The following is a 22,970-nucleotide window of genomic DNA, read 5'->3' on the forward strand; positions in this document are numbered from 1 at the left end:
CTATTAACCCCTGCGCTTGGCCGCCAGCGCTCTCAGCGCCGCCACCAGCTCCTTGTTCTGCGCCGTCTCCGGCAAGGTCTCCGCCAGCTCTTCAAACGCCTGCACCGCCGTCGGCGGCAGCTCCAGGTTGCGCATCTGCGGCTTCTCGTCCACCGCGCGCGTCATCTGCACCTTCAGCCTGATCGACTCCACGCCCCAGCCGCGCTGCTGCAGGGTCGCCTGCAGCTTGGGCAGCATCTGCTTGAGCCTGGCCGCCAGCGCCGAGCTGGGCACGGCCAGCACCAGCACCGTCTCCTGGAAGGAAATCACGTCGCAGCCAGTGAACATGGCCGGCAGGGCCGCATGGCAGTCGGCCTGCAGGCGCGCCATCCGGTTCGCGGCCGGCAGCAGGCTCGCCATGCGATCGTTGCCGCGAAGAAAATCTGTCGCGACAAACGAGGTTTGGCGGTTCCTGGTACCGAAAATATGGAACGGACGCTGCTTGGAAGGAGGGGCGGACTGCATGCCCCGCAACATACCACAGCGGGCAAGGTTTGCAATGCCAGCCTAACAACGAGTGCTATTTGATAACATTCTTGGGTGCATGACTCTTGTTATCCTGCCCAACATCCCCAAGTGTGGCCGGATCGCATGATAAAATCAGTAGCTTTTTGCCATAGGCGGTCTTCGATGATTATCTATCTGATATCATCCCTGGCTCTTTTTTGCGGCGTATTTATTTAGAACACAGCATGTCATTCCTGACCCAGATTTTCGGCAGCCGTAACCAGCGTCTGCTCAAGCAATACCAAAAGACCGTGCGTCAGATCAACGCGCTCGAGCCGCAGATGGAAAAGCTGTCGGATGCCGAACTCCAGGCGAAGACACCTGAATTCAAGGACCGCCTCACCAAGGGCGAGACCCTGGACGACATCCTGCCGGAAGCCTTTGCCGTCTGCCGCGAAGCCGCCAAGCGCGTGCTCAAGATGCGCCACTTCGACGTGCAGCTGATCGGCGGCATGGTCCAGCACGAAGGCAAGATCTCGGAAATGGGCACCGGCGAGGGCAAGACCCTGACCGCGACCCTGGCCGTCTACCTGAATGCGCTGGCCGGCAAGGGCGTCCACGTCATCACCGTCAACGACTACCTGGCGCAGCGCGACGCCGAGCAGATGGGCCGCCTGTACGGCTGGCTGGGCCTCACCACCGGCGTGAACCTGTCCCAGCTCGACCACGACACCAAGCAGAAGGCCTACGCCTCGGACATCACCTACGGCACCAACAACGAGTTCGGCTTCGACTACCTGCGCGACAACATGGTCTACGACGCGCGCGAACGCGTGCAGCGCAGCCTGAACTATGCCCTGGTCGACGAAGTGGACTCGATCCTGATCGACGAAGCGCGTACCCCGCTGATCATCTCCGGCCAGGCCGAGAACCACACCGACCTGTACTACCGCATCAACGAAGTCCCGCCGCAGCTGACCCTGCAGATCGGCGAAGAGACTCCGGACGGCAAGGGCAAGATCGAAGTCCCGGGCGACTACACCAAGGACGAGAAGGCGCACACCGTGCTGCTGACCGAGGCCGGCCACGAGAAGGCCGAAGGCATCCTGACCAAGATGGGCCTGCTGCCGGAAGGCGCCTCGCTGTACGACGCCGCCAACATCACCCTGATCCACCACCTGTATGCGGCGCTGCGCGCCCACGTCCTGTACCACAAGGACCAGCACTACGTGGTGCAGAACAATGAAGTGGTGATCGTCGACGAATTCACCGGCCGCCTGATGACGGGCCGCCGCTGGTCGGACGGCCTGCACCAGGCCGTCGAAGCCAAGGAAGGCGTGCGCATCCAGAACGAGAACCAGACCCTGGCCTCGATCACCTTCCAGAACTACTTCCGCATGTACGCCAAGCTGGCCGGCATGACCGGTACGGCCGACACCGAAGCCTACGAATTCCAGGAGATCTACGGCCTCGAGACCGTGGTGGTGCCGCCGAACCGTCCGTCGCAGCGCAAGGACCGCCAGGACCAGGTCTACAAGACCTCGCAGGAGAAGTACAACGCGATGTTGAACGACATCCGCGACTGCTACGAGCGCGGCCAGCCGGTGCTGGTGGGCACCACCTCGATCGAGAATTCGGAACTGCTGTCCGGCATCCTGAACGGCGCCAAGCTGCCGCACAACGTGCTGAACGCGAAGCAGCACGCCCGCGAAGCGGAAATCATCGCCCAGGCCGGCCGTCCGAAGATGATCACCATCGCCACCAACATGGCGGGCCGCGGTACCGACATCGTCCTGGGCGGCAATGTCGAGAAGCAGATCCAGTTCATCGAGTCCGACGACAAGCTGTCGCCGGAAGAGAAGGCCTCCCAGGCCAAGCAGCTGCGCGACGAATGGCAGTCGCTGCACGACCACGTGGTCGGCGCCGGCGGCCTGCACATCATCGGTACCGAGCGCCACGAGTCGCGCCGGGTCGACAACCAGTTGCGCGGCCGTTCGGGCCGCCAGGGCGACCCGGGTTCCTCGCGCTTCTACCTGTGCCTGGACGACCCGCTGCTGCGCATCTTCGCCGGCGACCGCGTGCGCGCGATCATGGACCGCCTGAAGATGCCGGAAGGCGAACCGATCGAAGCCGGCATCGTGACCCGTTCGATCGAATCGGCCCAGCGCAAGGTCGAGGCCCGCAACTTCGACATCCGCAAGCAGCTGCTCGAATACGACGACGTCGCCAACGACCAGCGCAAGGTGATCTACACCCAGCGTAACGAACTGCTGGAATCGGCCGACATGTCGGAAATGATCGCCTCGCTGCGTACCGGCGTGTTCACCGACGTGGTGCGCACCTACGTGCCGGCCGAGTCGGTGGAAGAGCAGTGGGACATCAAGGCGCTCGAGTCGACCCTGTCGGGCGAGTGGAGCCTGGACGTGCCGCTGTCCCAGATGCTGCAGGACGATCCGAACCTGAACGACGATGACATCCTGGAACGCGTGCTGGCCGCGGCCGACGCCTCCTACGAGTCGAAAGTGGGCATCGTGGGCAAGGAAGCCTTCGGCGGCTTCGAGCGCAACGTCATGCTGCAGAGCGTGGACACCCACTGGCGCGAGCACCTCGCGGCGCTGGACCACCTGCGCCAGGGCATCCACCTGCGCGGCTACGCGCAGAAGAACCCGAAGCAGGAATACAAGCGCGAAGCCTTCGAGCTGTTCGGCAACATGCTGGACATGATCAAGAACGAAGTGATCCGCACCGTGATGACCGTGCGTATCCAGACCCGCGAGGAAGTCGAAGCGGCCGAAGCCGCGATGGCGGCCCAGGCGGCGCACCTGGAAAACATCAACTACCAGCACGCCGACTTCAATCCGTCGGCCGATCCGGCGGAACTGCTCAACCCGAACCCGGTGTCGGCCGGCGCGGCGCCGGTGGCCGCGGAAGACCACAGCACCTACATGGGCGTGAAGGTCGGCCGCAACGATCCTTGCCCTTGCGGCAGCGGGAAGAAGTTCAAGCAGTGCCACGGCAAGCTGGCGTAATAGCTGATCGTGTCATGTGAAAACGGCCGGAGTGATCCGGCCGTTTTTGTTTTGTGGGTCTGCCAGCACACCACCAGCGCCTCACCGCGCCCAATAATCCACCACCAGCGACTTCTCCAGGCATCCCCCCAAGGTCGACACAAAGCGCTGATGCTCCGGATGCACCAGATAAGCATCCCGATCCTCCACCGACGCGAACGACAGCGCGAAGCAATGCGAAAACCCGTCGTTCAGCCCCTCCGGACTGACGTTGGTCCCCCATTCCAGGTCAGCGACGCCGGGAATGGCCTCCTCGAGGCTTTCGAAATCCGACACGATGGCGTCGATCTGATCGGCGGATGCGCCGTCCTTGAACGAAAACAGGACGACATGGCGTAGTGGGGCGGAAAGATTGGCAGTCATGGCAGGCTCGCAAAGTGGGTGGAGGTTTGCGTGATGGTAGCGCCGCCCCGCGCTTCGGCGCGCCCAATAAAAAAGCCGCGGCCCGAATGGATGCCGCGGCAAAAGGGAAGCAGGCCCCAGGACGCTCAGGCTTCAGCGAGGCAGCGCTGTCGTCGGGGATGCATGATCTTGCGGGACGTCGCGCAGCGACTCCCAGCTCGGCAAGTTGTGCTTCAGCCGCTCGCGGCGGTACACGAAAGCCATGAACAAGCCGTAACACAGGCCGGCGCAGAGCGCCGTTGCCGTGCCCCTCAACAAGCTCGTGCCTTCACGGAACCAGACAATCGCCCACATGATCGTGCCCCAGAAAACGGCAAACCAGGCGCCGAACAAGGACGCTGCGGCGGCAAAGTCCATGAAGTGCGGAGGCCGGACCTGGATGCCCAGGTTCCACAGGAGCTGGAACGGAGGAGGGGTAAAGCGGTAGCGCTTGAGGCCGTGGCGCGACAGGACGGTGAAGGCGCGCGCTTTCTGGGTCTGGAAATCCATGGTGTCCAAGGTGGTTCGCAAGCCTCAAGCTTACCAAGCGCCTGGAGCAAGAAAATGCATGCATTGTCACCAAAAGCTATTCGATAGCAATAAGCGAGACGCCTGCGCGACCGCAATCGCCGACGATGGAAGCCTTCATTCGATCACGAGGCCATTATGTACCCGCACCTGGAATCCGCCGCGCTGCGCATCCTCTCCTTACCGCAAGACTTCGTGCGCCGCGCCCGCGCCGGCGTCGACGACCTGGGCCAGCCTGTCGAACCTCATCTCGCACAAGGAGGAGAACCGCTGCGCGACGCGCTGCGGCGCGCCGAGCCGGGCGAAGCGATCCTGCTCGCCAGCTACTGCCCCTTCACCCAGGCCGGACCCTACCGCGAATACGGCCCGGTCTTCCTGGCGGCGCAGGGAGAAGGCGCAGCGCAGCGCGCCTCCCTGCCGGTCGATGGGGAGATCCCCTACCTGGGCGCGAGCTTCGTGCTGCGCGCCTACAGCCGCGACGAGCGCATCGTCGACGCCCGCGTCAGCTCGCCCCAGGCGGCGGCCGCCGACCTGACTGCCTTCTTCGCGCGTGAGGACGTCGCCTTCGTGCTGGCCCGCTTCACCGCCTACGGCTGCTATGCGCTGCGCGTCGAGCGTTCCATGTCCGGCGGCGGCGACATCGCCTTGCGCAGGTAATCGAGCATGTCGTCGCCGATGCCGCTGCCCATGCGCAGCACGGGTTCGCTGGCGCTGGCCCGGCGGAAGGCTTCGACGGCGACCGGGTCGGTACCTACCATGTCCTGGAACATGCTCATCCAGCGCCGCGCCAGCGCCCGCGCCTCGGGGCCGCGCGCGTCGGGATCGCTCCCCATCTGCTCGCGCACCGCGCCGATCAGGCCGGGCCACTCGTGCCCGTGCTCTGCCTGGTGGCGCGCCATGCGCTCCAGGACCTCGGGCGCGAGGTAGCGCGCATACACGTCGCGCCGCAACTCGCCGATGGATGCCATCACATAGCCCATCAGTTCCGGCGAGACGCCGAACTGCTCCTGCATGGCCTGCTGTTCGCGCGCGGCCATCAGGTTGATGCGGCTGGCGAAGGCATCGTTGTGCGCGGTATCGCGCTGGAAGGCGTCCAGCCAGCGCTGGGCGAAGGACTTGGCGGCGCTCGAAGCCGGTGGAACTTGCGAACGCATCAGGCCCGTTCCCTGTTCGACCAATTGCCGCCAGTCGGCCTGCGCATCGGGATTGCTGAAAAAGGGAAGCTGCTCCAGTTCGTCCTTGGTGAAGTATTGTTCGTACACGGTCATCGTCTCCAACGTGGTGAGCCAGTCGGACAGTTCGGGCTTGGCCCCGCGCACCAGCTCGCCGCGCAGGCGCAGCAGCTGCCGGCGCATCTGCGTGGCGTCAAGGATCTGCCGGTCGACGGCGGCGAGCTGGCGCTCGACCACCGCCAGCGGCGAGGCGTCCGGACTGTCCAGGTAAAGGCCGATGTCGGCCAGGCTCATGCCGAGAACGCGCAGGGCCTGGATCTGCTGCAGCCTGGCCACGTCGTCACGGTCGTAGAGCCGGTAGCCGGCATCGGAACGCGCGGAAGGGCGGAGCAGCCCGATGCTGTCGTAATGGTGCAGCGTGCGCACAGTGAGGTGCGCGAGCGCGGCGAGTTCTCCTACTTTCAGCATGGGTCGGCTCCTTTCTTCAGCGTGGCGCCAGTGTCGACCCTCACGCGGCGTGAGGGTCAAGAGGGCGATGAACGCGAGATGATACCGCGCAGGCTTACCAGACCATCTTGTTCCAGGTGTTGTCGCCGACGATGCCGTCCGCGCCCAGGCCCTTGGAGGTCTGGAAGTTCTTGACCGCCGTGGCCGTGGCCGGGCCGAAGGCGCCGTCGACCGCGATGCCGGCGCCGCTTTCGTTCAGCTGGCTCTGCACCGCGCGCACCTTGGCGCCCGAGTCCCCCTGCTGGGTGAGGATGGTCAGCGCCGGCCAGGTCGCGTTGCCGACGATGCCGTCCGCACCCAGGCCGTGCGAGGATTGGAAGTTCTTCACCGCGGTCTGGGTGGCCGTGTCGAAGCTGGCGTTCACGGTGAGCGTATAGCCCCATTGCTGCAGCAGGTACTGGATGCTGCGCACCCGCTCGCCCGTATTGCCGTACTGGACCAGCGGCCAGGTCATGCTCGTGCCGCCGCTGCCGCTGCCCGCGACCAGCGATTTATAGCGCGGCCAGTCCCAGCCCGAACCCGGGTCGGTGTGGCTCTGGTTGGCGTAGTTGACGTGGCCCTTGACGTTGTACAGCGAGTCCGATGGCACCGCATTCCAGCCCGCGCCACCGTCGTAGACCTTCTGCGACAGCGAGCGCGAAGCCAGGATGTCGCGCGTGAGCGCGGCCGAGGCGTTGTACATGGCGCTGGTGTACCAGGTGCCGGGATCGTTGATGTAGCCCTCGTGCTCGATGCCGACAGTGTAGCCGTTCGAGGTCCCCACGTGCCATGCCTTGTCGGCCTCGCGCACCATCTGGGTCACTTGGCCGTCCGACGAACGGATGACGTAGTGGGCGCTGACGCCGGCGCTGCAGTTCTGGAACCAGGAGATCGAGCCCGCGTAGGAGCCCTGAGTGGTGTGCACGGTCACATGGCTGACGGCGGCGGTGCGGGCCGAATAATTGCAGCTGGCGGCCGGGTTCCAGATGGCGGGCGGATAGTCGGTCGAGGCGAGGGCCGGCTGTACGGACGCAGCAAGGCAGAGGCTTGCGAGCAAGCCGCGAAAGATAGTCTTCATGAGATTGTCTCCGTAGATGCTGCTTTATTTTTTATTCGGGGTGTCGGCGAAGTCGGGCGCCGAGATCTTCGGATCCGGCGTGCCGGTTTCGACCGTGATGCGGCGCGCGGACAGCTTCCTGAGCTTGTCCTTGCCGTAGATGCGCTCCATCTCGACATGGCGCTGGTTGATCTTGTACTGGTCGCTGCCGCGTCCCTGGCGGATCGCGGTATAGACCTCGTAGGAATAGATCTGCGCGATCTCGCGCTGCGGGATGCCGCTGTAGCGGGCCACGGCGTCTTCCCAGTCCTCGAGCGGGAAGGCGCGCGTCTTGCGGTTGCCGTACTGGGCGAGCAGGGCGGCGGCGGCGCGGATGTTGCTGCGGGTGTCGGAGGCGGCTTGCTCGGGCGTGACGCGGATCAGCGCCGCGCCTTGCGTCAGCGAGTGGCCGAAGTGCGGATCGTCGCGCAGTCCCATGATGCCGTAGCTGATCGGCATGCCGTGGTGCGATTCGACTTCGACCTCGGGCTCGCCGTTTTTCTTGAGCTGCCCCTTGGGCACGTGCGGGTGCCAGCGCGTCTCGGCATAGGCGATCGATTCGAGCAGCTCGACCGGGACATTGAACTCGTCGGACGCTGCCTTGAAGTACTGCTTGTACTGCTTCGCCGATACGCTCAGCTCGGCGGGTTTGCCGTCGGCGAACGCCAGCGGCGTCCCGGCAAGTCCGGCGCACAGCACGACGAGCAGCCGCGCCTTTACGGTTACCTTCATTGTTGTCTCCTGTTGTTGGTGTGGATGCCGGCCGGCGCACGGCTTGCCTGAACGGCCCGCCGAGTATATGCATGGTTTTCCGCGGGAAATCGTAAGGCTTTGATCCGCAACAAGAAAATGAACTAAGTTCAATTGTGCGCGGCTATAGCGGAAAACGTGCTTATGAACTGGGGTTAACGGCCCAAAAGCTAGAGCTATCGTTTGCACGGCCGTGCGGACAGAAATGCCGGGCGGACGGCACGCATGTCACTTTGGCAAACATGGGATTTCACAATGCGTCGTCATCGAACGACGTTTTCAGGCTCTTGCGGCAGAGAAGGGCGATCCGATGTTGTTATTGCTATTCGCCAAGGATAAATTGATATAACATCGTTAATTAAAAGTGATTAAAGTCAATCGCATTTCCTGTATAACAACATCTAAGATAACAACATCGATGGCAAAACATCTCACCGCCGCGCTTGCCCTGGCTGGCGCCGCCTCGGTCCAGGCCGCCCCGATCACCACCACCCAGACCATCAGCCTGGGAGAGCTGCTGACTTCCGGCCAGTCGGCCAATATCAGCTTCAACCTGAATTCGCAGCTGGCCCAGCTGGGCCGCGGCGCACAGGACATCCTTGAAGCCGACCTGATCGTGTACGGCTACTCGGATGCCCAGTACAACCAGAACAACGCGATGCCGTACAGCGGCTACGAGAACATGGGAACGTCGAGCCACACCGTCTACGTGCCCTATACCTATACCTACTACGTCGGCAACGGCTGTTACTACACCTGGCTCGGCAGCCGCCGGTGCGAAAGCTATTCCCCGGTGACGGGAACCGCCTACTACAGCTTCAATGTGACCGATACCTCCAGCGTGCGCTCGCGCGACATCGCCCATCGCGACACCGTGGCCGACACCATGCTGGTGGACGTTGCAGGCCAGCAGGGCAGCGACAGCGCCTCCACCACGAGTAACTCGGCAGGATCCTACGGCGCGCCGGTCTACGAGCGCACCGACGGCAGCTACCAGAACGGCTACCTCTACCGCTACGTGCGCGAGCGCGACACCTACGAAGCGATCTCGGGCGCGCTCGAAGTCGCGTTCCACCTGAATGCCGACGCGCTCAAGTCGCTCACGTCGGACGGTATCCTCGAGGCGCTGGTGTCCGCCCCGCTCGGCCAGTTCAGGCTGCAGACCGCTTCGCTGACCTATGTGACCGGCGACCCGTCCAGCGAGGTGCCGGAGCCGGGAACGCTGGGCCTGATGGCGGCGGCGGCCTTGGGCGCGGCTGCCGTGCGCCGCCGCAACAAGGCCTAAGGAGCACCGGTGTCCCTGTTCGCGCTGAATCCGGCCGCCACCCTGAGCGTCGAATGTACGCCGGCCGGCACCCAGGTGCTGGTGGTCGACGATTTCTACGCCGATCCGCAGGCGGTGCGGGCGGCTGCGCTCGCCGGCCGCTACGACGCGTCGACGGCCTACTACCCCGGCATGCACAGCGGCATCGACAGGGAAGAGACGGCCGCGCTGTTCGCTACGCTGACACGCATGTTCTCCTTGCTCGGCAACGTGCGTGCCGTGACGGACAGCATCTGGTCCGATTTCTCGATCGTTACGACACCGGCCGCTCAGATGCTGGCCAAGCAGAAGCACCCCCACGTCGATCCGGTGCCGCTCGCCGGGCTGGTCTACCTGAACGACGAGTACGAGGTCGGGACCGGTTTCTTCCGCCACCGGCCGACCGGCCTCGCCACCATGGTATCGCTCGAGGACGCGAAGCGCTACCAGGCCTGGCTGGACGAATTCGGCGAAGCGAGCCAGCCGGAAACCTATGCCGTCGGCGATGACGGTCCATGGGAGCGCGTGTACTCCCTGCGGGGCAAGTTCAACCGGCTGGTCATGTACGCGGGCAATGCCTTTCATGCGATCGACATGCGCGACGTGGCGGCTGCCCCGACCATGCGCCAGGCGCGCCTGACGCAACGCATCTTCGTCGGCGAAGTCGAGTAGCCGGCAGTATTTCTTTCTCAGTAGTTTGCACCATGATCCCCTTCAAGTCCCTCGTGATCGTCGGCGGCGGCACCGCTGGCTGGCTGGCCGCCACCTACCTGCAACGCGCCCTCGGCGCGAACCCGGCCCATCCCGTCAGCATCACCCTGATCGAATCGGAAGACATCTCCAGCATCGGTGTGGGCGAAGCGACCTTGCCATCGCTGCGCCAGACCCTGCGCACCATCGGTATTCCCGAAGCGGACCTGTTCGGACGAGCCGAAGCCACCTTGAAGAACGGCATCCGTTTCGTCGGCTGGCGCGAGGGCGGCGACGAGGCCGCGGGCGACCGCTACGACCATCCCTTCGACACGCCGATCGCCGCCGAGGGCTACTCGACCATGACGCACTGGCTGAACCTCAAGCAGCGCGGACTGATGCAGCAGCCTTTCACCGAAGTCGGGGTGGTGCAGCCGGCCCTGATGGACGCGATGCGCTCTCCCAAGCTCATGGCCTCGCCGGCGTATGACGCGCCGATCTCCTACGGCTACCACCTCGATGCGGTCCTGCTGGCGCATCTGCTGCGCGACGCGGGCATCCGCAACGGCGTGCGCCACGTCGTGGGCACGGTCGAACAGGTCGAGCTGAACGAGGCTGGCATTGCGGCGGTGCGGCTGAAGGATGGCGCGCGCCATGCCGCGGACTTCTTCATCGACTGCAGCGGCTTTTCTTCCTTGTTGCTGGGCAAGGCGCTGCAGGTGCCGTTCCAGTCCTATGGCGATACCCTGTTGTGCGACCGCGCGGTGGCCTGTCCGGTCGAGCACGAGAACCCGGGCGGCGCGCTGCGCAGCTACACGGTCTCGACCGCCCAGAAATCCGGCTGGACCTGGGACATCGACCTGCAGTCGCGCAAAGGCACCGGCTATGTCTACGCCTCGCGCTTCTGCTCGGATGACGAAGCGGCGGCCACCCTTGCTGCCTGCAACGCAGGCCGCAAGGCGATCGGCGAGCCGCGCGTGCTGCGCATGCGCGTCGGACGCCATGTCCGCGCCTGGGAAAAGAATTGCCTCGCGCTGGGCCTGTCCAGCGGCTTCATCGAACCGCTCGAGTCGACCGGCATCTACCTGATCGAGCATGCGCTGCAGCTGTGGCTCGACTACCTGCCGGTCAGGCCCGGCGCCCAGGCCGCCCGCGAGTGCTATAACGGACTGATGGCCGACCTGTACGACGAACTGCACGACTTCGTCCTGCTGCATTATGTGATTTCGCAGCGCCGGGATACGCCTTTCTGGCGCGCCTACACGGAAGAAGTGAAGCTGTCGGACCGGCTGCAGGCGCTGCTGGCCTTGTGGCGTGAAAAGCTGCCGAGTGCCACCGACATCAACCGGCATCTCTCGACCTTCGGCGCGCACAACTGGTTCTATATCCTGAGCGGCATGCGCCATCTGCCCGAGCATGGCAGCGCGCAGTCGCCCTTCATCCCGCCGGAGCACAGCCGCGCCGCGCTCGCACGCATCGAGAAGATCCGCGCCGCCGCCGTGGCGCAGTCGCCGTCGATGCGCGAGTACGCGCAGAAGATGCACGCCGCAGCGGCCAACGCCCCCCGTTCCTGAAGCCTCGGGGCCGCCCGGCTGCGGCCCCGTGCGCCCGTCATGGCGGCCACTGACGGTACAATAGCGTTTTCACCAATCTTTCCCGTGAGATCGCCATGGCCGTCAACTCCCCGCTGCCAGTCGCAGCCGACCTGAAACCCGTCAACGGCATTGAAATCGGCTACGCCGAAGCCGGCATCAAGAAGCCCAACCGCAAGGACATCCTGGTGATGAAGCTGGCGGAAGGCGCCACCGTGTCGGGCGTGTTCACCCTGAACCGCTTCTGCGCCGCGCCGGTGCAGGTCAGCAAGGCCAACCTGGAAGCCGTGAAGAACGGCGGCGCACCGATCCGCGCCCTGGTGGTCAACACCGGCAACGCCAACGCCGGCACCGGCGAGCTAGGGCTGGCCAACGCCCAGGCCACCTGCGCCGAACTGGCGGGCCTGCTCGGCCTGCAGCCGCAGCAGGTGCTGCCATTCTCCACCGGCGTGATCCTGGAACAGCTGCCGATCGAGAAGGTCAAGGCCGGCCTGCCGGCCGCCGTCGCCAAGCTCAAGGCCGACAACTGGTTCAACGCCGCCGAGGCGATCATGACCACCGACACCCAGCCGAAGGCGGCCTCGCGCACTGTCACCATCGGCGGCCACACGGTGACCCTGACCGGCATCAGCAAGGGCGCCGGCATGATCAAGCCGAACATGGCCACCATGCTCGGCTACGTCGCCTTCGACGCCAAGGTCGCCCAGCCCGTCCTCGATGAACTGGTCAGGCACGCGGCCGACCACTCGTTCAACAGCATCACCATCGACGGCGACACCTCGACCAACGATTCCTTCATGCTGATCGCCACCGGCGCGGGCGGCCTGGAGATCAAGGCCGCCAGCGGCGCCGAGTACGAGGCGCTGAAGGAAGCCGTCACCGAGATCTCGCGCAACCTGGCGCAGCAGATCATCCGCGACGGCGAAGGTGCGACCAAGTTCATGACCATCACGGTGGACGAAGGCCGCGACGTGGCCGAGTGCCGCAAGATCGCCTACGCCATCGCCCACTCGCCGCTGGTGAAGACCGCCTTCTTCGCGTCCGACCCGAACCTGGGCCGCATCCTGGCCGCGGTCGGCTATGCCGGCGTGGACGACCTCGACGTCACCAAACTCGACCTCTACCTGGATGACGTGTGGGTGGCCAAGAGCGGCGGCCGCAATCCGGACTACAAGGAAGAAGACGGCCAGCGCGTGATGAAGCAGGCCGAGATCACCGTGCGTGTGAAGCTGGCGCGCGGCGACGCCACCGCCACCGTCTGGACTTGCGACCTGTCGCACGACTACGTGTCGATCAACGCCGACTATCGTTCTTGACGGGTCGAACCGAGTAATGACACCGCTGGAACAGTTCCTGCACCGCGCCGAAGCCCTGCTGGCGCGCGTGGAGGCGGTGCTGCCGCCGCCCGTGCCGCGCGAACCGGACTGGAAGCGCAGCTTCGCCTTCCGCTGGCGCAAGCGCACCAATGGTGGGGGTAAATATTTGCAGCCGGTGCTGCACGCCTCCACCATCCGCCTCGAGGACCTGCAGCACGTGGAGGCGCAGAAGCGCCAGATCGAGCAGAACACGCGCCAGTTCGTCACGCGCCGCCCGGCCAACAACGTGCTGCTCACCGGCGCGCGCGGCACCGGCAAGTCCTCGCTCATCAAGGCCTGTTTGAACGGTTTTGCGGACCAGGGCCTGCGCCTGATCGAGGTCGACAAGGAAGACCTGGCGGACCTGCCGGACATCGTCGACCTGGTGGCGGGACGGCCGGAGCGCTTCGTGATCTTCTGCGACGACCTGTCCTTCGAAGAGGGCGAGGCGGGCTACAAGGCGCTGAAGGTGGCGCTGGACGGCAGCGTCAGCGCGCAGTCGGACAATGTCCTGATCTATGCGACCTCGAACCGGCGCCACCTGATGCCGGAAAAAATGTCGGACAACGCGGGCTACCGCCACGGCGAGGACGGCGACCTGCATCCGGGCGAGACGGTGGAAGAGAAGATCTCGCTGTCGGAGCGTTTCGGCCTGTGGCTCTCCTTCTATCCGTTCCGCCAGGACGACTACCTGGACATCGTGGGCCACTGGCTGGCCAGCTTCGGCTGCACGCCGGAACAGATCGAGGGCGCCCGTGCGCAAGCCCTGCAATGGGCCCTGCAGCGCGGTTCCCGTTCGGGCCGCGTGGCCTGGCAATTTGCGAAGGACTATGCCGGCAAACTGCCGGATCCAGAAACGAATGAGTGAAGTAAAAGCAAAGGCGCGGCCGGTGGATGTCGCGGTCGGCATCCTGATGCGTCCCAACGGCGACGTGCTGCTCGGCCAGCGGCCGGAAGGCAAGCCCTATGCGGGCTACTGGGAATTCCCGGGCGGGAAAGTCGAGGCGGGCGAGGATATCTTCGTGGCGCTGCAGCGCGAGTTCGTCGAGGAACTCGGCGTGCAGGTGATCGAAGGCGAGCCCTGGTGCTGCGTCGAGCACGTCTACGAGCACGCCCACGTGCGCCTGTATTTCTACATCTGCCGCGAGTGGGCGGGCGAGCCGCAAAGCCTGGAGGGCCAGGCCTTCGCATGGCAGGGCGCCTACAGCGTCAGCCCGCTGCTGCCGGCCACCATCCCGCTGCTCGAATGGCTCGACCGGGTGCGCTATCCCTCTCACACTTAAGGACCTGAAGTGAAAGTCATCATCCTCGGCAGTGGCGTCATCGGAACCGCATCGGCGTATTTCCTGGCCAAGGCCGGGCATGATGTCACGGTGGTCGACCGCCAGCCCGGCGCCGGCATGGAAACCAGTTTCGGCAACGCCGGCGAAATCTCGCCCGGCTACGCCACGCCCTGGGCGGGACCGGGAGTGCCGCTCAAGGCCCTCAAATGGCTGACGATGCAGCACAGCCCCCTGGTGATCCGTCCGCGCATGGACCCGGCGCAGTGGCGCTGGATCCTGCAAATGCTGGGCAACTGCAATCACCGCAGCTACCAGGTCAACAAGGGCCGCATGGTGCGCCTGGCCGAGTACAGCCGCGACGTGCTGGTCCAGCTGCGCAAGGACACCGGCATCGCCTACGATGAGCGCAGCAAGGGCACGCTGCAGCTGTTCCGCACCCAGAAACAGTTCGAGGGCTCCGCCACCGACATCGAGGTGCTGCAGCAATACGGCGTGCCCTACAAGCTGCTCGAGCCGGGCGGCTGCGAGCAGTACGAGCCGGCGCTGGCGCGGGTGAGCGGCAAGTTCGTGGGCGGCCTGCTGCTGCCGAACGACGAGACCGGGGACTGCTTCAAGTTCACCCAGGCCCTGGCGGGCATGGCGAAAGCGCTGGGCGTGAAGTTCGAGCACGAGGTCAGGATCGAGCGCCTGGTCACGGAGGGCGACCGCGTCAGCGGCGTGATCACTTCCAAGGGCGAGCTCAAGGCGGACCAGTTCGTGCTGGCGCTGGGCAGCTATTCGCCGCTGATGCTCAAGCAGATCGGCATCCACATACCCGTGTATCCGGTGAAGGGCTATTCGATCACGGTGCCGATCACGGACGCATCCGGGGCGCCGGAATCGACGGTGATGGACGAGAGCTTCAAGGTGGCGATCACGCGCCTGGGCGACCGCATCCGCGTCGGCGGCACGGCGGAGCTGAGCGGCTACGACCTGCGCCTGCACCAGGCGCGCCGCGACACGCTGGAGCATTCGGTGACCAGCCTGTTCCCGGACGGCGGCGACGTCTCGAAAGCCTCGTTCTGGTGCGGCCTGCGGCCAATGACGCCGGACGGCACGCCGGTGGTGGGGCCGACGCCGTATCGCAACCTGTTCCTCAATACGGGGCACGGGACCCTGGGGTGGACCATGGCGTGCGGGTCGGGAAGGGTGCTGGCTGACCTGCTGTCGGGAAGGCAGCCGGAGATCGGGCTGGAAGGCTTGTTCATGGATCGGTACGGGCGGCGGAACAAGCCGGTGGTGGTGCCGCAGGGGATTCGGGTTGGGGCGTGAGCCGCGCCACTGTATCCAACAACCGTTAGCCCCAAGACCGTCGTTCCGGCGAAGGCCGGAACCTAAGTTCTTCGCGTAGCCACCTGCCCTAAACGTAGCGGGTGTGCGAACAAACTTGGGTTCCGGCCTTCGCCGGAACGACGGTTTTGTGGCTGGGGGTCATATTGAAGCGGTTGCGGTCGTCAGGTATGCAGCAAGCGCCCACCCGCAAACGACCAGTTCTCCCAGCCCACCTCCTTAAAGATCACCATCACATTCTCCGGCTCCATCCCCGCGTCGCGCAGCTTGTTCATCAGTTCCGCCAGCAGCTTCTTCTTGACCTTCACGCTGCGCCCCACCGACCACAGGATCTCGATCAGCACGAAGTCGTCGTTACGCGAAGTATGCAAATCCGGATAGTCCGGCCCGAAACGGAAATCGGCGGCGTCGAGTTCGAACACGCGCTGAAACTGGTCGGTGGCGGGTACGCCCACCGCCACCAGGGCGTGGTGGACGCTGTCGAACACGGTGTTCTTGAACTCGGCGGTCTTGGGCTTGCGGACGGTAATCGAAACGAGCGGCATGACGATCCTTTCACATTGATACGAACCAGCGCCAGGCGTGCACAGAAGGAGGAGGAAGCGATAGGCGCGCCGCGCATGCGCCCGTCAGTCGTCCGACGGCTTGTCTTGCGGGTCGGTCGGTGCGCCGCCGGGGATCGTGTACTTCTCCTCGGCCCAGGCGCCCAGGTCGATCTGCTTGCAGCGTTCGGAACAGAACGGGCGGAACTTGTTGGCCGGGATCCACTCGACCTTCTTGCCGCAGGTAGGGCAGGAAACAACAGTCATGGCACTAGAAATTACAAAGAGTTAAATCGAAAGGCACGTCTTCTTCCAGGGGCTTCGGCTTGAGGTCGCCGTCCTGGGTGGTGAAGCGTACCCACAGCATATACTTGTTGGCCGAGATTTCGGGAATTGCGCCAAGCGACTCGTCCAGGGTCAGGCGCAGCATCTGGTAGACCTTCCCCTGCAGCATCTGCTGGTAGCTGCCGGCGGTGGCGATCATCTTGACCGGGCGCCCCGAGTCGCGCAGCAGGCGCAGCACCAACGACAGCGCGTCGAACAGCGGCGCCAGCGGTGCGAACCAGTTCATGATGTCGGCATGGCGCTGCTCGGACGGGCGCTGTTGCCAGGCGTAGTAGGAGGGCAGGTCGAATTCGCAGGCGCCGCCCGGGATGATGGTGCGGCCGCGGATGCTCATCAGCCATTCGTTGTCGCGCACGTTCTGACCGGTCTTGCCCTGGCTCGCCACCAGCGCGCTGCTCACCTGGTCCAGTTCGGTCAGCACGGCGTCGAGCATCTCGGCGGCGACGGCGGGGTTGCTGCGGTAGGCCAGCAGGCTTTGCTTCTGGCGCTCGAGTTCCTGCAGCAGGTCGGACTTCAGGTCGGCGCGTCCCGCCACTTCGAGCATGTCGAAGATGGTCGCCAGCGCCACATGGTGCTGCATCGGGTGTTCCTGATGCACAAAGAACTTGAACTTCTCGTACAGGTCCTCCAGCCGCAACAACGTGCGAATCCGCTCGTTGAAAGGATATTCGTAGACGATCAAAATGACATTCCCTTGAATGTAGGCTGGCTGGCAACCCCGTGATTCTGAACCATGATGCGTAAAATTACAAATCCTGCATTGATCTTGTTACATTATCTTGCTATAGGACAGATACTGCGCATGTAAACGCTCCACCTGGGGCCGCAATTCGTCCAGTCCTTCGTCGTTATTGATGACGTCGTCGGCTGCCGCCAGCCGCTGCGCGCGGGTGACCTGGGCCGCCATGATCGCGCGCACCTGCTCGGCGCTCAGGCCGCTGCGCGTCATGACACGCGCCACTTGCGTGTCTTCGGAGCAGTCAATTGCCAGCACGCGGGTGACGCGTTCGCGCCAGGTACCCGACTCGATCAGCAGGGGCACCACGAAGATCGTATAGGTCCCGGTGGCGATGGCCGCTGCCGCCGCGGTGGCGTCCCGGATGCGCGGATGCAGGATGGCTTCCAGGCGGGCGCGGGCGGTGGCGTCGGAAAACACCAGGGCGCGCATCTTTGCCCGGTCGAGCGCGCCATCCGGCGTGGCGAACTCCTCGCCGAACTCGGCCAGCAGGGCCGGCATCGCGGCCCCGTGCGGCGCGGTCAGGGAGTGGGCGATCTGGTCGGTGTCGATCACCGAAGCGCCGAGCTCCGCGAACATGTCGGCCACGGTGGTCTTGCCGCACCCGATGCCGCCGGTGAGGCCGACCGAGAACGCCTTGTCCATCTCAGGCAACCAGGCTCTGGGTGAAGCGGCTCAGCTGCTCGCCGTAGAACAGGGCGATCAGGCCGGCGGCCGCCAGGTAGGGGCCGAAGGGGATCGGCTTGTCGCGCCCGCGCTTGGCGAACAGGATCAGGCTGATGCCGACCACGGCGCCGACGATCGAGGACAGCAGGATGATGGTCGGCAGCATGGCCCAGCCGAGCCAAGCGCCGAGGGCGGCCAGCAGCTTGAAGTCGCCGTAGCCCATGCCTTCCTTGCCGGTCACCAGCTTGAACAGCCAGTACACCGCCCACAGCACCAGGTAGCCGGCCGCCGCGCCGATCACGGCGTCCTGCAGCGGCACGAAGGTGCCGTTGATATTGACGAGCAGGCCGGCCCACAGCAGCGGATAGGTGAGGTCGTCCGGCAGCAGCTGGGTGTCGAAGTCGATGAAGGTCATCGCGATCAGCAGCCAGGCGAACAGCAGGGTCGCCAGGCCCATCGCGCCGCTGCCGAAGGTCCAGACCAGCAGGCCGGAAACGATGGCGGTGAACAGTTCGATGGCCGGGTAGCGCGCCGAGATCGGGGTCTTGCAGGAACTGCACTTGCCGCGCAGGGCCAGCCAGCTGATGACCGGGATGTTTTCCATCGCCGTGATCTGGTGGCCGCAATGGCCGCAGCGCGAGCGCGGCACCATCAGGTTGAAACGTTCCGTGTGCGGCGGCTCCTTGCCGGTCTCCGCCGCCACATAGTTGTCGGACTCGCGCTGCATCATGGCGGGAATCCGGTAGATGACCACGTTCAGGAAACTGCCGACGAGCAGTCCGAACAGGGCTGCCGCGAGCGCGGCGCCGAGGGTGGCCGGGGGCGCGAAGAAAAGGGATTCCAGGGGCATGGCGTGTCAGTCCGAAAAAAGATTCCTTACATCAACCTTATTGTAGGGGGTTTCCGTGCTTTGGCGAAGGCGAAAGGCCCGACTTTTCGCGCTGATTGTGCAGATTGCACGCGATTGTGGCGGATCATGGCCCCCAGGCGGCGCGCCGTTACGCTGAAAGGCCCCCTGGATCACAGCCCACAGCCCGCCGCTTGCCTGAATCAGCCATGGCCTCGCCGACCTTCACCTTCCTGAATCACGCCAGTTTCATGGTGCGCACCGAGTCCGCGCTGCTGCTGGCCGACCCCTGGCTGGAAGGCACGGTGCTGGACGGGGCCTGGAGCCTGGCCGATCCGTCCACCAGCAGCGCCGCCCTGATCGCCGAACTCAACAGCTGCGGCCTGCCGGTCTACGTATGGTGCTCGCGCGCCACGCCCGACCGTCTCTCGCTGCCCTTCCTGCGCAGTTTCAAGGCGGATTTTCGCGGCATCGCCACCTTCCTGTACCGCCAGGGAAGGGACTGGCGCCTGGCCGACGAGCTGCGCCGCCAGCGGCTGGCCCTGGCCGAGTGTAAAGACGGGCAGCCGCTGGCGCTGGGGAAGGACTTGCGCCTGACCGCCTTCGCCAACGGCGACGCCGACTCCTGGTGCCTGGTCCAGGCCGGCCGCCGCAGCATTCTCCACCTGGGGGAGCGGGCCCTGGGCACGCGCGCCGCCTGCGCCAGGGCCGCCGTGCAGCTGCGCCGGCGCGCTGCGCGCATCGACCTGCTGCTGTCGGGCTTCGCCGACATGGCCTGGTGCGGCAACCCGGACCAGTTCGCCCTGCGCGAGGAAGCGGCCGCGAAGGGGATCGCCCGGCTGGCGCTGCAGATCGAGGTATTCCGGCCGCGCCTGGTGGTGCCGGTGGCCGCGTTCGCGCGTTTCGCGCGCGCCGACAACGCCTGGCTCAACCATGGACGGCGCAGCCCGGCCGGGGTGGTCGACGCGCCGCAGCTGGAAACTGCGCGTCCGCTGATCCGCTTCCTTGCGCCCGGCGGCGCCATCGACCTGGAACAGGACAGCGCCGCCAGCCTGGGCGCGCGCAGCGAGGCGGCGCTGGCGCACTGGAGCGCCTGCTGGCGCGCGGCGCCGGCACCCTTGCCGCGCCCGCCAGATGCGGGCCTGGCGGAGCTGCGTGCCGCATTCCAGAAATACCGCGAGCGCGCCGGCGCCAGCCTGCACGGGCTGCCCCGCCTGCTGGAGACGGTGGGGGCGCTGCGCCCGCTGGCGATCCAGCTGGCCGATGCACGGCAGACGGTGGAACTGTCGTACCGAAGGGGCTTCCGGCTGCTGGCGCGCGATGGCCCGGCGGACGTGGCGATGTGTTCCGGCACTGTCCTCAAGCTTCTGAAGGCGGAGGACGGGTTCGACACGGCCTGGGCGGGCGGCTGCTTCTGGGAGCTGCGTCCAGGCGGTCGGCCGGCCTTCGCGCGCTTCTTCCTGCCGCAGCGGATGGCGCGGCGCGGGCTGGACCGGCGCCGGCCCCTCGCCATGGCGCGGCTCATGCTGCGCGCTGTGCTGGCCAGGATGGCGCGCGAAGTCCAGGCGGCGCTGCGCTGAGTCCGCTCCTCCATCGGGTGGAGGCGGGCGGCGCAGGTATGATGTCGCTTTTCGCTGGACGACATCCATGGCAAACGACGAACGACTTACTCCCGACGCCCTGGCTGCCCTGCGCGACCGCTTCCAGCACCAATCGCGCAAGGCCCAGGCTTATTACACCGTCATGCACGAAGTCCGCCGCATCGTCTCCGGCGACGACGCGGCGAATGCGTGGATGAACCAGTCGCTGGGCGCGTTCGAGGGCAAGACTCCGGCTGAGCTGGTCGGAGAAGGGCGCGAGCTGGAGGTCCTTGCGCATGTACGCGGCCTCAAGGCTGGCGCCTGACATGTGGGTCACCGGCGCTGGCGCCATCTGTGTGTTGGATGCGAACGCCATCGCCGTTCTTGCCGAACTGGCGACGCGTTATCAAGATGACAGGATAAGATGGTGTGCATCGGTCGCGGCGCCTGTCCAATAATTGGCAAGGAGTAAGGATGAAGCCACGACGCTTATTCCAAGGGCCAGCCGCGGCGCTGTTCATGCCGTTTCTCCTTTTCCTGGTGCTGGTCAGCCTGTGCGCCTTCATCCAATTCGAAGGACGGACATCATCGGGCCGTGTGCGCCCCTTGGCCTGCTGTACATCCCCGTCATGGTGAGCGCCATGCTGGGCGGATGGCGGCAGGCGGTCTTCGCTTCGGGCCTGTCGCTCATTGCCGCGCCCCTTTTGCTGGAACCGCAGCTCACATTTATTGTCGACCGTAAGGATGCGCAGGGCGCCGACGCCGTGTTCGCCGTGGTGTGCTGATTCACCGGCATGGTGGCGGGAGCGCTGAACGGCACGAGAGATGAAGTTAGTCATTTTCCTGACGCTGCAGGAAAGCGAGCACACCGTTCCTCCAGACTTACGCAAAGCTATCCGTAGTTGGCTTCGCGGCTAGATTCCTGCTTCACCGGGACCGGTTTCGTCCCGCGCTCGCGCGCAGAACCAGCGCCTTCCCCTCCACAGGCAGTCACGGTAGAACTTACCGCAATATGCTTCAAGTTAAGAGCCGCATTGACGTCTCGCTCGTGTGCCGTTCCGCAGCCCGGGCAGGACCAGCGGCGGATCGCCAGGCCGAGCGTTTCGAGCCGGTAGCCGCAACTCGAACATAGCTTGCTGCTCGGGTACCACCGATCCGCCACGACGAGCCGGCCGCCGCGCCAGGCAGTCTTGTATTCCAGTTGGCGGCGCAGCTCGTAGAAACTCATATCTGCGAGCGCCCGCGCCAGGCGCCCGTTGGCCAACATGCCCTTGACGTTCAAGTCCTCGATACCGATCGTGTGAAAGCGGCGCGCAATGTTAGTACTCAGCCGGTGCAAGCTGTCACGGCGGATGTTGCCGATGCAGGCATGCAGGCGCGCCAACTTCTTCTTCGCCTTGACGCGGTTGCGTGAACCTTTCACCTTGCGTGCCAGGCCGCGCGACAAGCGGCGCAGGCGCGGCAGCAGGGTGCGCAATGCCTTCGGTCCTTCGAACTTCTCGCCGGTCGACAGGGTCGCCAGCGTTGAGACCCCGAGCTCCACCCCGACCTCGCCTTGGTTTTCGGCTCGCGGCAGGGACAATTCAAGGGTGTCGACGGTGATGCTGGCGTACCAGTAATCGGCCATGCGGGAAATCGAGGCCGATACAATCCGGCCGGTGAAACGCAGGGCTTCGCGCATGCGGATCCAACCCAGCTTCGGGATGCGGATCCGCTCGTCCTCGACCCGGAACTGGTCGTTGCTCAAAGCAAAACGGTCGTTACGGCCCTTGCGGCGGAAGCTGGGATAGCGGGCGCGCTTGTTAAAGAAATTATCGAAGGCGCGGCCCAGCTGCATGATCGCCATCTGGGGTGCATTCTTGGTCACTCCCAGCATCCAGGGAAACTGTACGCGCTTGATGGTATTGAGCTGGCGTCGCAGCGCCGCTTCGGACGGCTTGGGCAGCGATGGATCAGCCTTGCAGGCTGCGTACTGTTTGCCCCACTCGGCCAGGGCCCAATTGTAGGCGAAGCGCGCCACGCCAGCCGCGCGGGAAAGGTACGTCGCCTGGACATTATTGGGATCGAGCCGGATGCGATGCGCTACGAACATTGCGCCTCCAAATGACAGCGTTGCCCGCTACCGCATTCGGCTACAGCTACATCGTGACCGATCATCGTCCCGGTAACAGCGTCGTACAGTGCGCCCGAAGACCATGGACCGGTGTTGGCGGAAGCGGATTTCCTCATAATTATGAGACCGTTTAGCCTTAGCGAAGTTCCGGATTGACGCGCTCGAGTTCAGGACGTCACCCAGCATCGGCATCAGCATGTATCCCAACGACGGCAGCGATCTCGACACCTTGATCGACACGCCGACGCGGCGATGTACCACGCCAAGAATGCCGGTCGGAATATTCAGCGCGGAATGCACCCCGCCTGCATCGAATTCGAAGTGATCGAGAGCGCCGTAATGAGCGATGTGGAAGAGGCCGCGAAGATGCTCGAGCGCCTCAGGCGCGAAGGCGTGAGCATCGCGCTCGGCAAGAAGCTGGGCATGACCGTCATCGCGGAAGGGATCGAGTCGCAGGCGGCCATCGAGCTGCTGGCCGGGATCGGGAGCGACCTCGGCCAGGGTTACTTCATCAGCAAACCCATCCGCGCCGACAGGCTGGTCGAATGGTATTACCAGGCGCATTACAAGACGCTGTCCACCTAGCGGGTGGTGCGCCAGGCTTCCACATATGGCTTCCGGT

The 22,970-nt window shown here is 65.0% G+C and carries 25 protein-coding genes; 13 read left to right on the forward strand and 12 right to left on the reverse strand.

The features are described from left to right. Positions 1 to 3 precede the first annotated feature (3 nt). Positions 4 to 399 carry a DciA family protein gene (locus tag KBW95_RS22290; protein ID WP_307727518.1) on the reverse strand — a complete coding sequence of 132 codons (396 nt, stop codon included), beginning with the start codon at positions 397 to 399 and terminating at the stop codon, positions 4 to 6. Between the two features lie 332 nt (positions 400 to 731). Between KBW95_RS22290 and secA the strand changes: the two genes are divergently transcribed. Further along, a complete protein-coding gene (gene secA / locus KBW95_RS22295; protein WP_211525385.1) occupies positions 732 to 3,515 on the forward strand; it encodes a preprotein translocase subunit SecA in 2,784 nt (927 codons plus the stop codon). An 81-nt stretch (positions 3,516 to 3,596) separates the two neighbouring features. Here secA and KBW95_RS22300 read toward each other — a convergent pair whose 3' ends face one another. Next, positions 3,597 to 3,917 carry a Dabb family protein gene (locus tag KBW95_RS22300; RefSeq protein ID WP_211525393.1) on the reverse strand — a complete coding sequence of 107 codons (321 nt, stop codon included), beginning with the start codon at positions 3,915 to 3,917 and terminating at the stop codon, positions 3,597 to 3,599. 132 nt (positions 3,918 to 4,049) lie between these two features. Further along, entirely contained in the window at positions 4,050 to 4,445 is a 396-nt protein-coding gene (locus KBW95_RS22305; RefSeq protein WP_211526042.1) for a DUF6404 family protein, read from the reverse strand. A 156-nt stretch (positions 4,446 to 4,601) separates the two neighbouring features. Here KBW95_RS22305 and KBW95_RS22310 point away from each other — a divergent pair, with 156 nt between their 5' ends. Continuing rightward, a complete protein-coding gene (locus tag KBW95_RS22310; RefSeq protein WP_211526041.1) occupies positions 4,602 to 5,120 on the forward strand; it encodes a DUF1203 domain-containing protein in 519 nt (172 codons plus the stop codon). On the opposite strand, the gene KBW95_RS22315 is transcribed toward KBW95_RS22310, so the two are convergent. The 3 genes from KBW95_RS22315 to KBW95_RS22325 form a co-directional block, all read right to left on the reverse strand. Beyond that, positions 5,060 to 6,103: a MerR family transcriptional regulator gene (locus KBW95_RS22315; RefSeq protein ID WP_211526040.1), complete on the reverse strand. Its 1,044-nt coding sequence runs from the start codon at positions 6,101 to 6,103 to the stop codon at positions 5,060 to 5,062. The genes KBW95_RS22310 and KBW95_RS22315 overlap by 61 nt on opposite strands. A 94-nt stretch (positions 6,104 to 6,197) precedes the next feature. Continuing rightward, positions 6,198 to 7,199 carry a peptidoglycan-binding protein gene (locus tag KBW95_RS22320; protein WP_211526039.1) on the reverse strand — a complete coding sequence of 334 codons (1,002 nt, stop codon included), beginning with the start codon at positions 7,197 to 7,199 and terminating at the stop codon, positions 6,198 to 6,200. Positions 7,200 to 7,223: 24 nt separating this feature from the next. Beyond that, entirely contained in the window at positions 7,224 to 7,949 is a 726-nt protein-coding gene (locus tag KBW95_RS22325; RefSeq protein ID WP_211529374.1) for a transglycosylase SLT domain-containing protein, read from the reverse strand. A gap of 436 nt (positions 7,950 to 8,385) precedes the next feature. Between KBW95_RS22325 and KBW95_RS22330 the strand changes: the two genes are divergently transcribed. The 7 genes from KBW95_RS22330 to KBW95_RS22360 all read left to right on the forward strand — a co-directional run bounded on the left by KBW95_RS22330 (position 8,386) and on the right by KBW95_RS22360 (position 15,501). Next, positions 8,386 to 9,252: a PEP-CTERM sorting domain-containing protein gene (locus KBW95_RS22330; protein WP_211529375.1), complete on the forward strand. Its 867-nt coding sequence runs from the start codon at positions 8,386 to 8,388 to the stop codon at positions 9,250 to 9,252. Between the two features lie 9 nt (positions 9,253 to 9,261). Continuing rightward, positions 9,262 to 9,942 carry a DUF6445 family protein gene (locus tag KBW95_RS22335; RefSeq protein WP_211526036.1) on the forward strand — a complete coding sequence of 227 codons (681 nt, stop codon included), beginning with the start codon at positions 9,262 to 9,264 and terminating at the stop codon, positions 9,940 to 9,942. A gap of 32 nt (positions 9,943 to 9,974) precedes the next feature. After that, the gene (locus KBW95_RS22340; protein WP_211529376.1) at positions 9,975 to 11,534 is read left to right on the forward strand and encodes a tryptophan halogenase family protein; all 1,560 of its coding nucleotides are present in this window, start codon (positions 9,975 to 9,977) and stop codon (positions 11,532 to 11,534) included. Between the two features lie 95 nt (positions 11,535 to 11,629). Beyond that, entirely contained in the window at positions 11,630 to 12,868 is a 1,239-nt protein-coding gene (argJ, locus tag KBW95_RS22345) for a bifunctional glutamate N-acetyltransferase/amino-acid acetyltransferase ArgJ (RefSeq protein ID WP_211529377.1), read from the forward strand. Between the two features lie 16 nt (positions 12,869 to 12,884). Beyond that, complete coding sequence (locus KBW95_RS22350; protein WP_211526033.1) at positions 12,885 to 13,775, forward strand: ATP-binding protein; 891 nt, start codon at positions 12,885 to 12,887, stop codon at positions 13,773 to 13,775. Beyond that, positions 13,768 to 14,190, forward strand: a complete 423-nt coding sequence (locus tag KBW95_RS22355; RefSeq protein ID WP_211526032.1) for an NUDIX domain-containing protein — start codon at positions 13,768 to 13,770, stop codon at positions 14,188 to 14,190. The genes KBW95_RS22350 and KBW95_RS22355 overlap by 8 nt, the downstream gene beginning before the upstream one ends. A 9-nt stretch (positions 14,191 to 14,199) precedes the next feature. Beyond that, a complete protein-coding gene (locus KBW95_RS22360; RefSeq protein WP_211526031.1) occupies positions 14,200 to 15,501 on the forward strand; it encodes a D-amino acid dehydrogenase in 1,302 nt (433 codons plus the stop codon). Positions 15,502 to 15,683: 182 nt separating this feature from the next. Here the strand turns inward: KBW95_RS22360 and KBW95_RS22365 are convergent, their stop codons facing one another. The 5 genes from KBW95_RS22365 to KBW95_RS22385 all read right to left on the reverse strand — a co-directional run bounded on the left by KBW95_RS22365 (position 15,684) and on the right by KBW95_RS22385 (position 18,658). Continuing rightward, the gene (locus tag KBW95_RS22365) at positions 15,684 to 16,064 is read right to left on the reverse strand and encodes a tautomerase family protein (protein WP_211529378.1); all 381 of its coding nucleotides are present in this window, start codon (positions 16,062 to 16,064) and stop codon (positions 15,684 to 15,686) included. A gap of 84 nt (positions 16,065 to 16,148) precedes the next feature. Next, entirely contained in the window at positions 16,149 to 16,328 is a 180-nt protein-coding gene (yacG, locus tag KBW95_RS22370) for a DNA gyrase inhibitor YacG (protein ID WP_211526029.1), read from the reverse strand. A 4-nt stretch (positions 16,329 to 16,332) separates the two neighbouring features. Beyond that, positions 16,333 to 17,088 (reverse strand): cell division protein ZapD, encoded by a 756-nt coding sequence (zapD, locus tag KBW95_RS22375; RefSeq protein WP_211526028.1) that lies wholly within the window; start codon positions 17,086 to 17,088, stop codon positions 16,333 to 16,335. Positions 17,089 to 17,175: 87 nt separating this feature from the next. Then, positions 17,176 to 17,787 (reverse strand): dephospho-CoA kinase, encoded by a 612-nt coding sequence (gene coaE / locus KBW95_RS22380; RefSeq protein ID WP_211526044.1) that lies wholly within the window; start codon positions 17,785 to 17,787, stop codon positions 17,176 to 17,178. Position 17,788: 1 nt separating this feature from the next. Further along, entirely contained in the window at positions 17,789 to 18,658 is an 870-nt protein-coding gene (locus KBW95_RS22385) for an A24 family peptidase (RefSeq protein ID WP_211526027.1), read from the reverse strand. A gap of 206 nt (positions 18,659 to 18,864) precedes the next feature. Here KBW95_RS22385 and KBW95_RS22390 point away from each other — a divergent pair, with 206 nt between their 5' ends. The 3 genes from KBW95_RS22390 to KBW95_RS22400 all read left to right on the forward strand — a co-directional run bounded on the left by KBW95_RS22390 (position 18,865) and on the right by KBW95_RS22400 (position 21,020). After that, positions 18,865 to 20,235, forward strand: coding sequence for a hypothetical protein (locus KBW95_RS22390; protein WP_211529379.1), 1,371 nt, complete (start codon positions 18,865 to 18,867; stop codon positions 20,233 to 20,235). A gap of 67 nt (positions 20,236 to 20,302) precedes the next feature. Then, on the forward strand, positions 20,303 to 20,560 hold the full coding sequence (locus tag KBW95_RS22395; RefSeq protein ID WP_229429948.1) for an antitoxin Xre/MbcA/ParS toxin-binding domain-containing protein: 258 nt from the start codon (positions 20,303 to 20,305) through the stop codon (positions 20,558 to 20,560). A 229-nt stretch (positions 20,561 to 20,789) separates the two neighbouring features. After that, complete coding sequence (locus KBW95_RS22400; RefSeq protein ID WP_211529380.1) at positions 20,790 to 21,020, forward strand: hypothetical protein; 231 nt, start codon at positions 20,790 to 20,792, stop codon at positions 21,018 to 21,020. Between the two features lie 107 nt (positions 21,021 to 21,127). Here KBW95_RS22400 and KBW95_RS22405 read toward each other — a convergent pair whose 3' ends face one another. Then, a complete protein-coding gene (locus KBW95_RS22405; protein WP_229429949.1) occupies positions 21,128 to 22,327 on the reverse strand; it encodes a transposase in 1,200 nt (399 codons plus the stop codon). A gap of 315 nt (positions 22,328 to 22,642) precedes the next feature. On the opposite strand from KBW95_RS22405, the gene KBW95_RS22410 reads away from it, so the two are divergent. After that, entirely contained in the window at positions 22,643 to 22,933 is a 291-nt protein-coding gene (locus KBW95_RS22410; RefSeq protein ID WP_211529381.1) for an EAL domain-containing protein, read from the forward strand. The last annotated feature ends 37 nt before the right edge of the window (positions 22,934 to 22,970 follow it).

This window comes from Massilia sp. ZL223, assembly GCF_018119395.1.
In the GTDB taxonomy this organism is placed as follows: Bacteria; Pseudomonadota; Gammaproteobacteria; order Burkholderiales; family Burkholderiaceae_D; genus Telluria.

Bases quoted from the DNA above. Each gene is read 5' to 3' on its own strand.
- KBW95_RS22290 (WP_307727518.1), bottom strand. From the start codon at position 399: ATGGCGAGCCTGCTGCCGGCCGCGAACCGGATGGCGCGCCTGCAGGCC.
- secA (WP_211525385.1), top strand. From the start codon at position 732: ATGTCATTCCTGACCCAGATTTTCGGCAGCCGTAACCAGCGTCTGCTC.
- KBW95_RS22300 (WP_211525393.1), bottom strand. From the start codon at position 3,917: ATGACTGCCAATCTTTCCGCCCCACTACGCCATGTCGTCCTGTTTTCG.
- KBW95_RS22305 (WP_211526042.1), bottom strand. From the start codon at position 4,445: ATGGATTTCCAGACCCAGAAAGCGCGCGCCTTCACCGTCCTGTCGCGC.
- KBW95_RS22310 (WP_211526041.1), top strand. From the start codon at position 4,602: ATGTACCCGCACCTGGAATCCGCCGCGCTGCGCATCCTCTCCTTACCG.
- KBW95_RS22315 (WP_211526040.1), bottom strand. From the start codon at position 6,103: ATGCTGAAAGTAGGAGAACTCGCCGCGCTCGCGCACCTCACTGTGCGC.
- KBW95_RS22320 (WP_211526039.1), bottom strand. From the start codon at position 7,199: ATGAAGACTATCTTTCGCGGCTTGCTCGCAAGCCTCTGCCTTGCTGCG.
- KBW95_RS22325 (WP_211529374.1), bottom strand. From the start codon at position 7,949: ATGAAGGTAACCGTAAAGGCGCGGCTGCTCGTCGTGCTGTGCGCCGGA.
- KBW95_RS22330 (WP_211529375.1), top strand. From the start codon at position 8,386: ATGGCAAAACATCTCACCGCCGCGCTTGCCCTGGCTGGCGCCGCCTCG.
- KBW95_RS22340 (WP_211529376.1), top strand. From the start codon at position 9,975: ATGATCCCCTTCAAGTCCCTCGTGATCGTCGGCGGCGGCACCGCTGGC.
- argJ (WP_211529377.1), top strand. From the start codon at position 11,630: ATGGCCGTCAACTCCCCGCTGCCAGTCGCAGCCGACCTGAAACCCGTC.
- KBW95_RS22350 (WP_211526033.1), top strand. From the start codon at position 12,885: ATGACACCGCTGGAACAGTTCCTGCACCGCGCCGAAGCCCTGCTGGCG.
- KBW95_RS22355 (WP_211526032.1), top strand. From the start codon at position 13,768: ATGAGTGAAGTAAAAGCAAAGGCGCGGCCGGTGGATGTCGCGGTCGGC.
- KBW95_RS22365 (WP_211529378.1), bottom strand. From the start codon at position 16,064: ATGCCGCTCGTTTCGATTACCGTCCGCAAGCCCAAGACCGCCGAGTTC.
- yacG (WP_211526029.1), bottom strand. From the start codon at position 16,328: ATGACTGTTGTTTCCTGCCCTACCTGCGGCAAGAAGGTCGAGTGGATC.
- coaE (WP_211526044.1), bottom strand. From the start codon at position 17,787: ATGGACAAGGCGTTCTCGGTCGGCCTCACCGGCGGCATCGGGTGCGGC.
- KBW95_RS22385 (WP_211526027.1), bottom strand. From the start codon at position 18,658: ATGCCCCTGGAATCCCTTTTCTTCGCGCCCCCGGCCACCCTCGGCGCC.
- KBW95_RS22390 (WP_211529379.1), top strand. From the start codon at position 18,865: ATGGCCTCGCCGACCTTCACCTTCCTGAATCACGCCAGTTTCATGGTG.
- KBW95_RS22395 (WP_229429948.1), top strand. From the start codon at position 20,303: ATGGCAAACGACGAACGACTTACTCCCGACGCCCTGGCTGCCCTGCGC.
- KBW95_RS22405 (WP_229429949.1), bottom strand. From the start codon at position 22,327: ATGTTCGTAGCGCATCGCATCCGGCTCGATCCCAATAATGTCCAGGCG.
- KBW95_RS22410 (WP_211529381.1), top strand. From the start codon at position 22,643: ATGCACCCCGCCTGCATCGAATTCGAAGTGATCGAGAGCGCCGTAATG.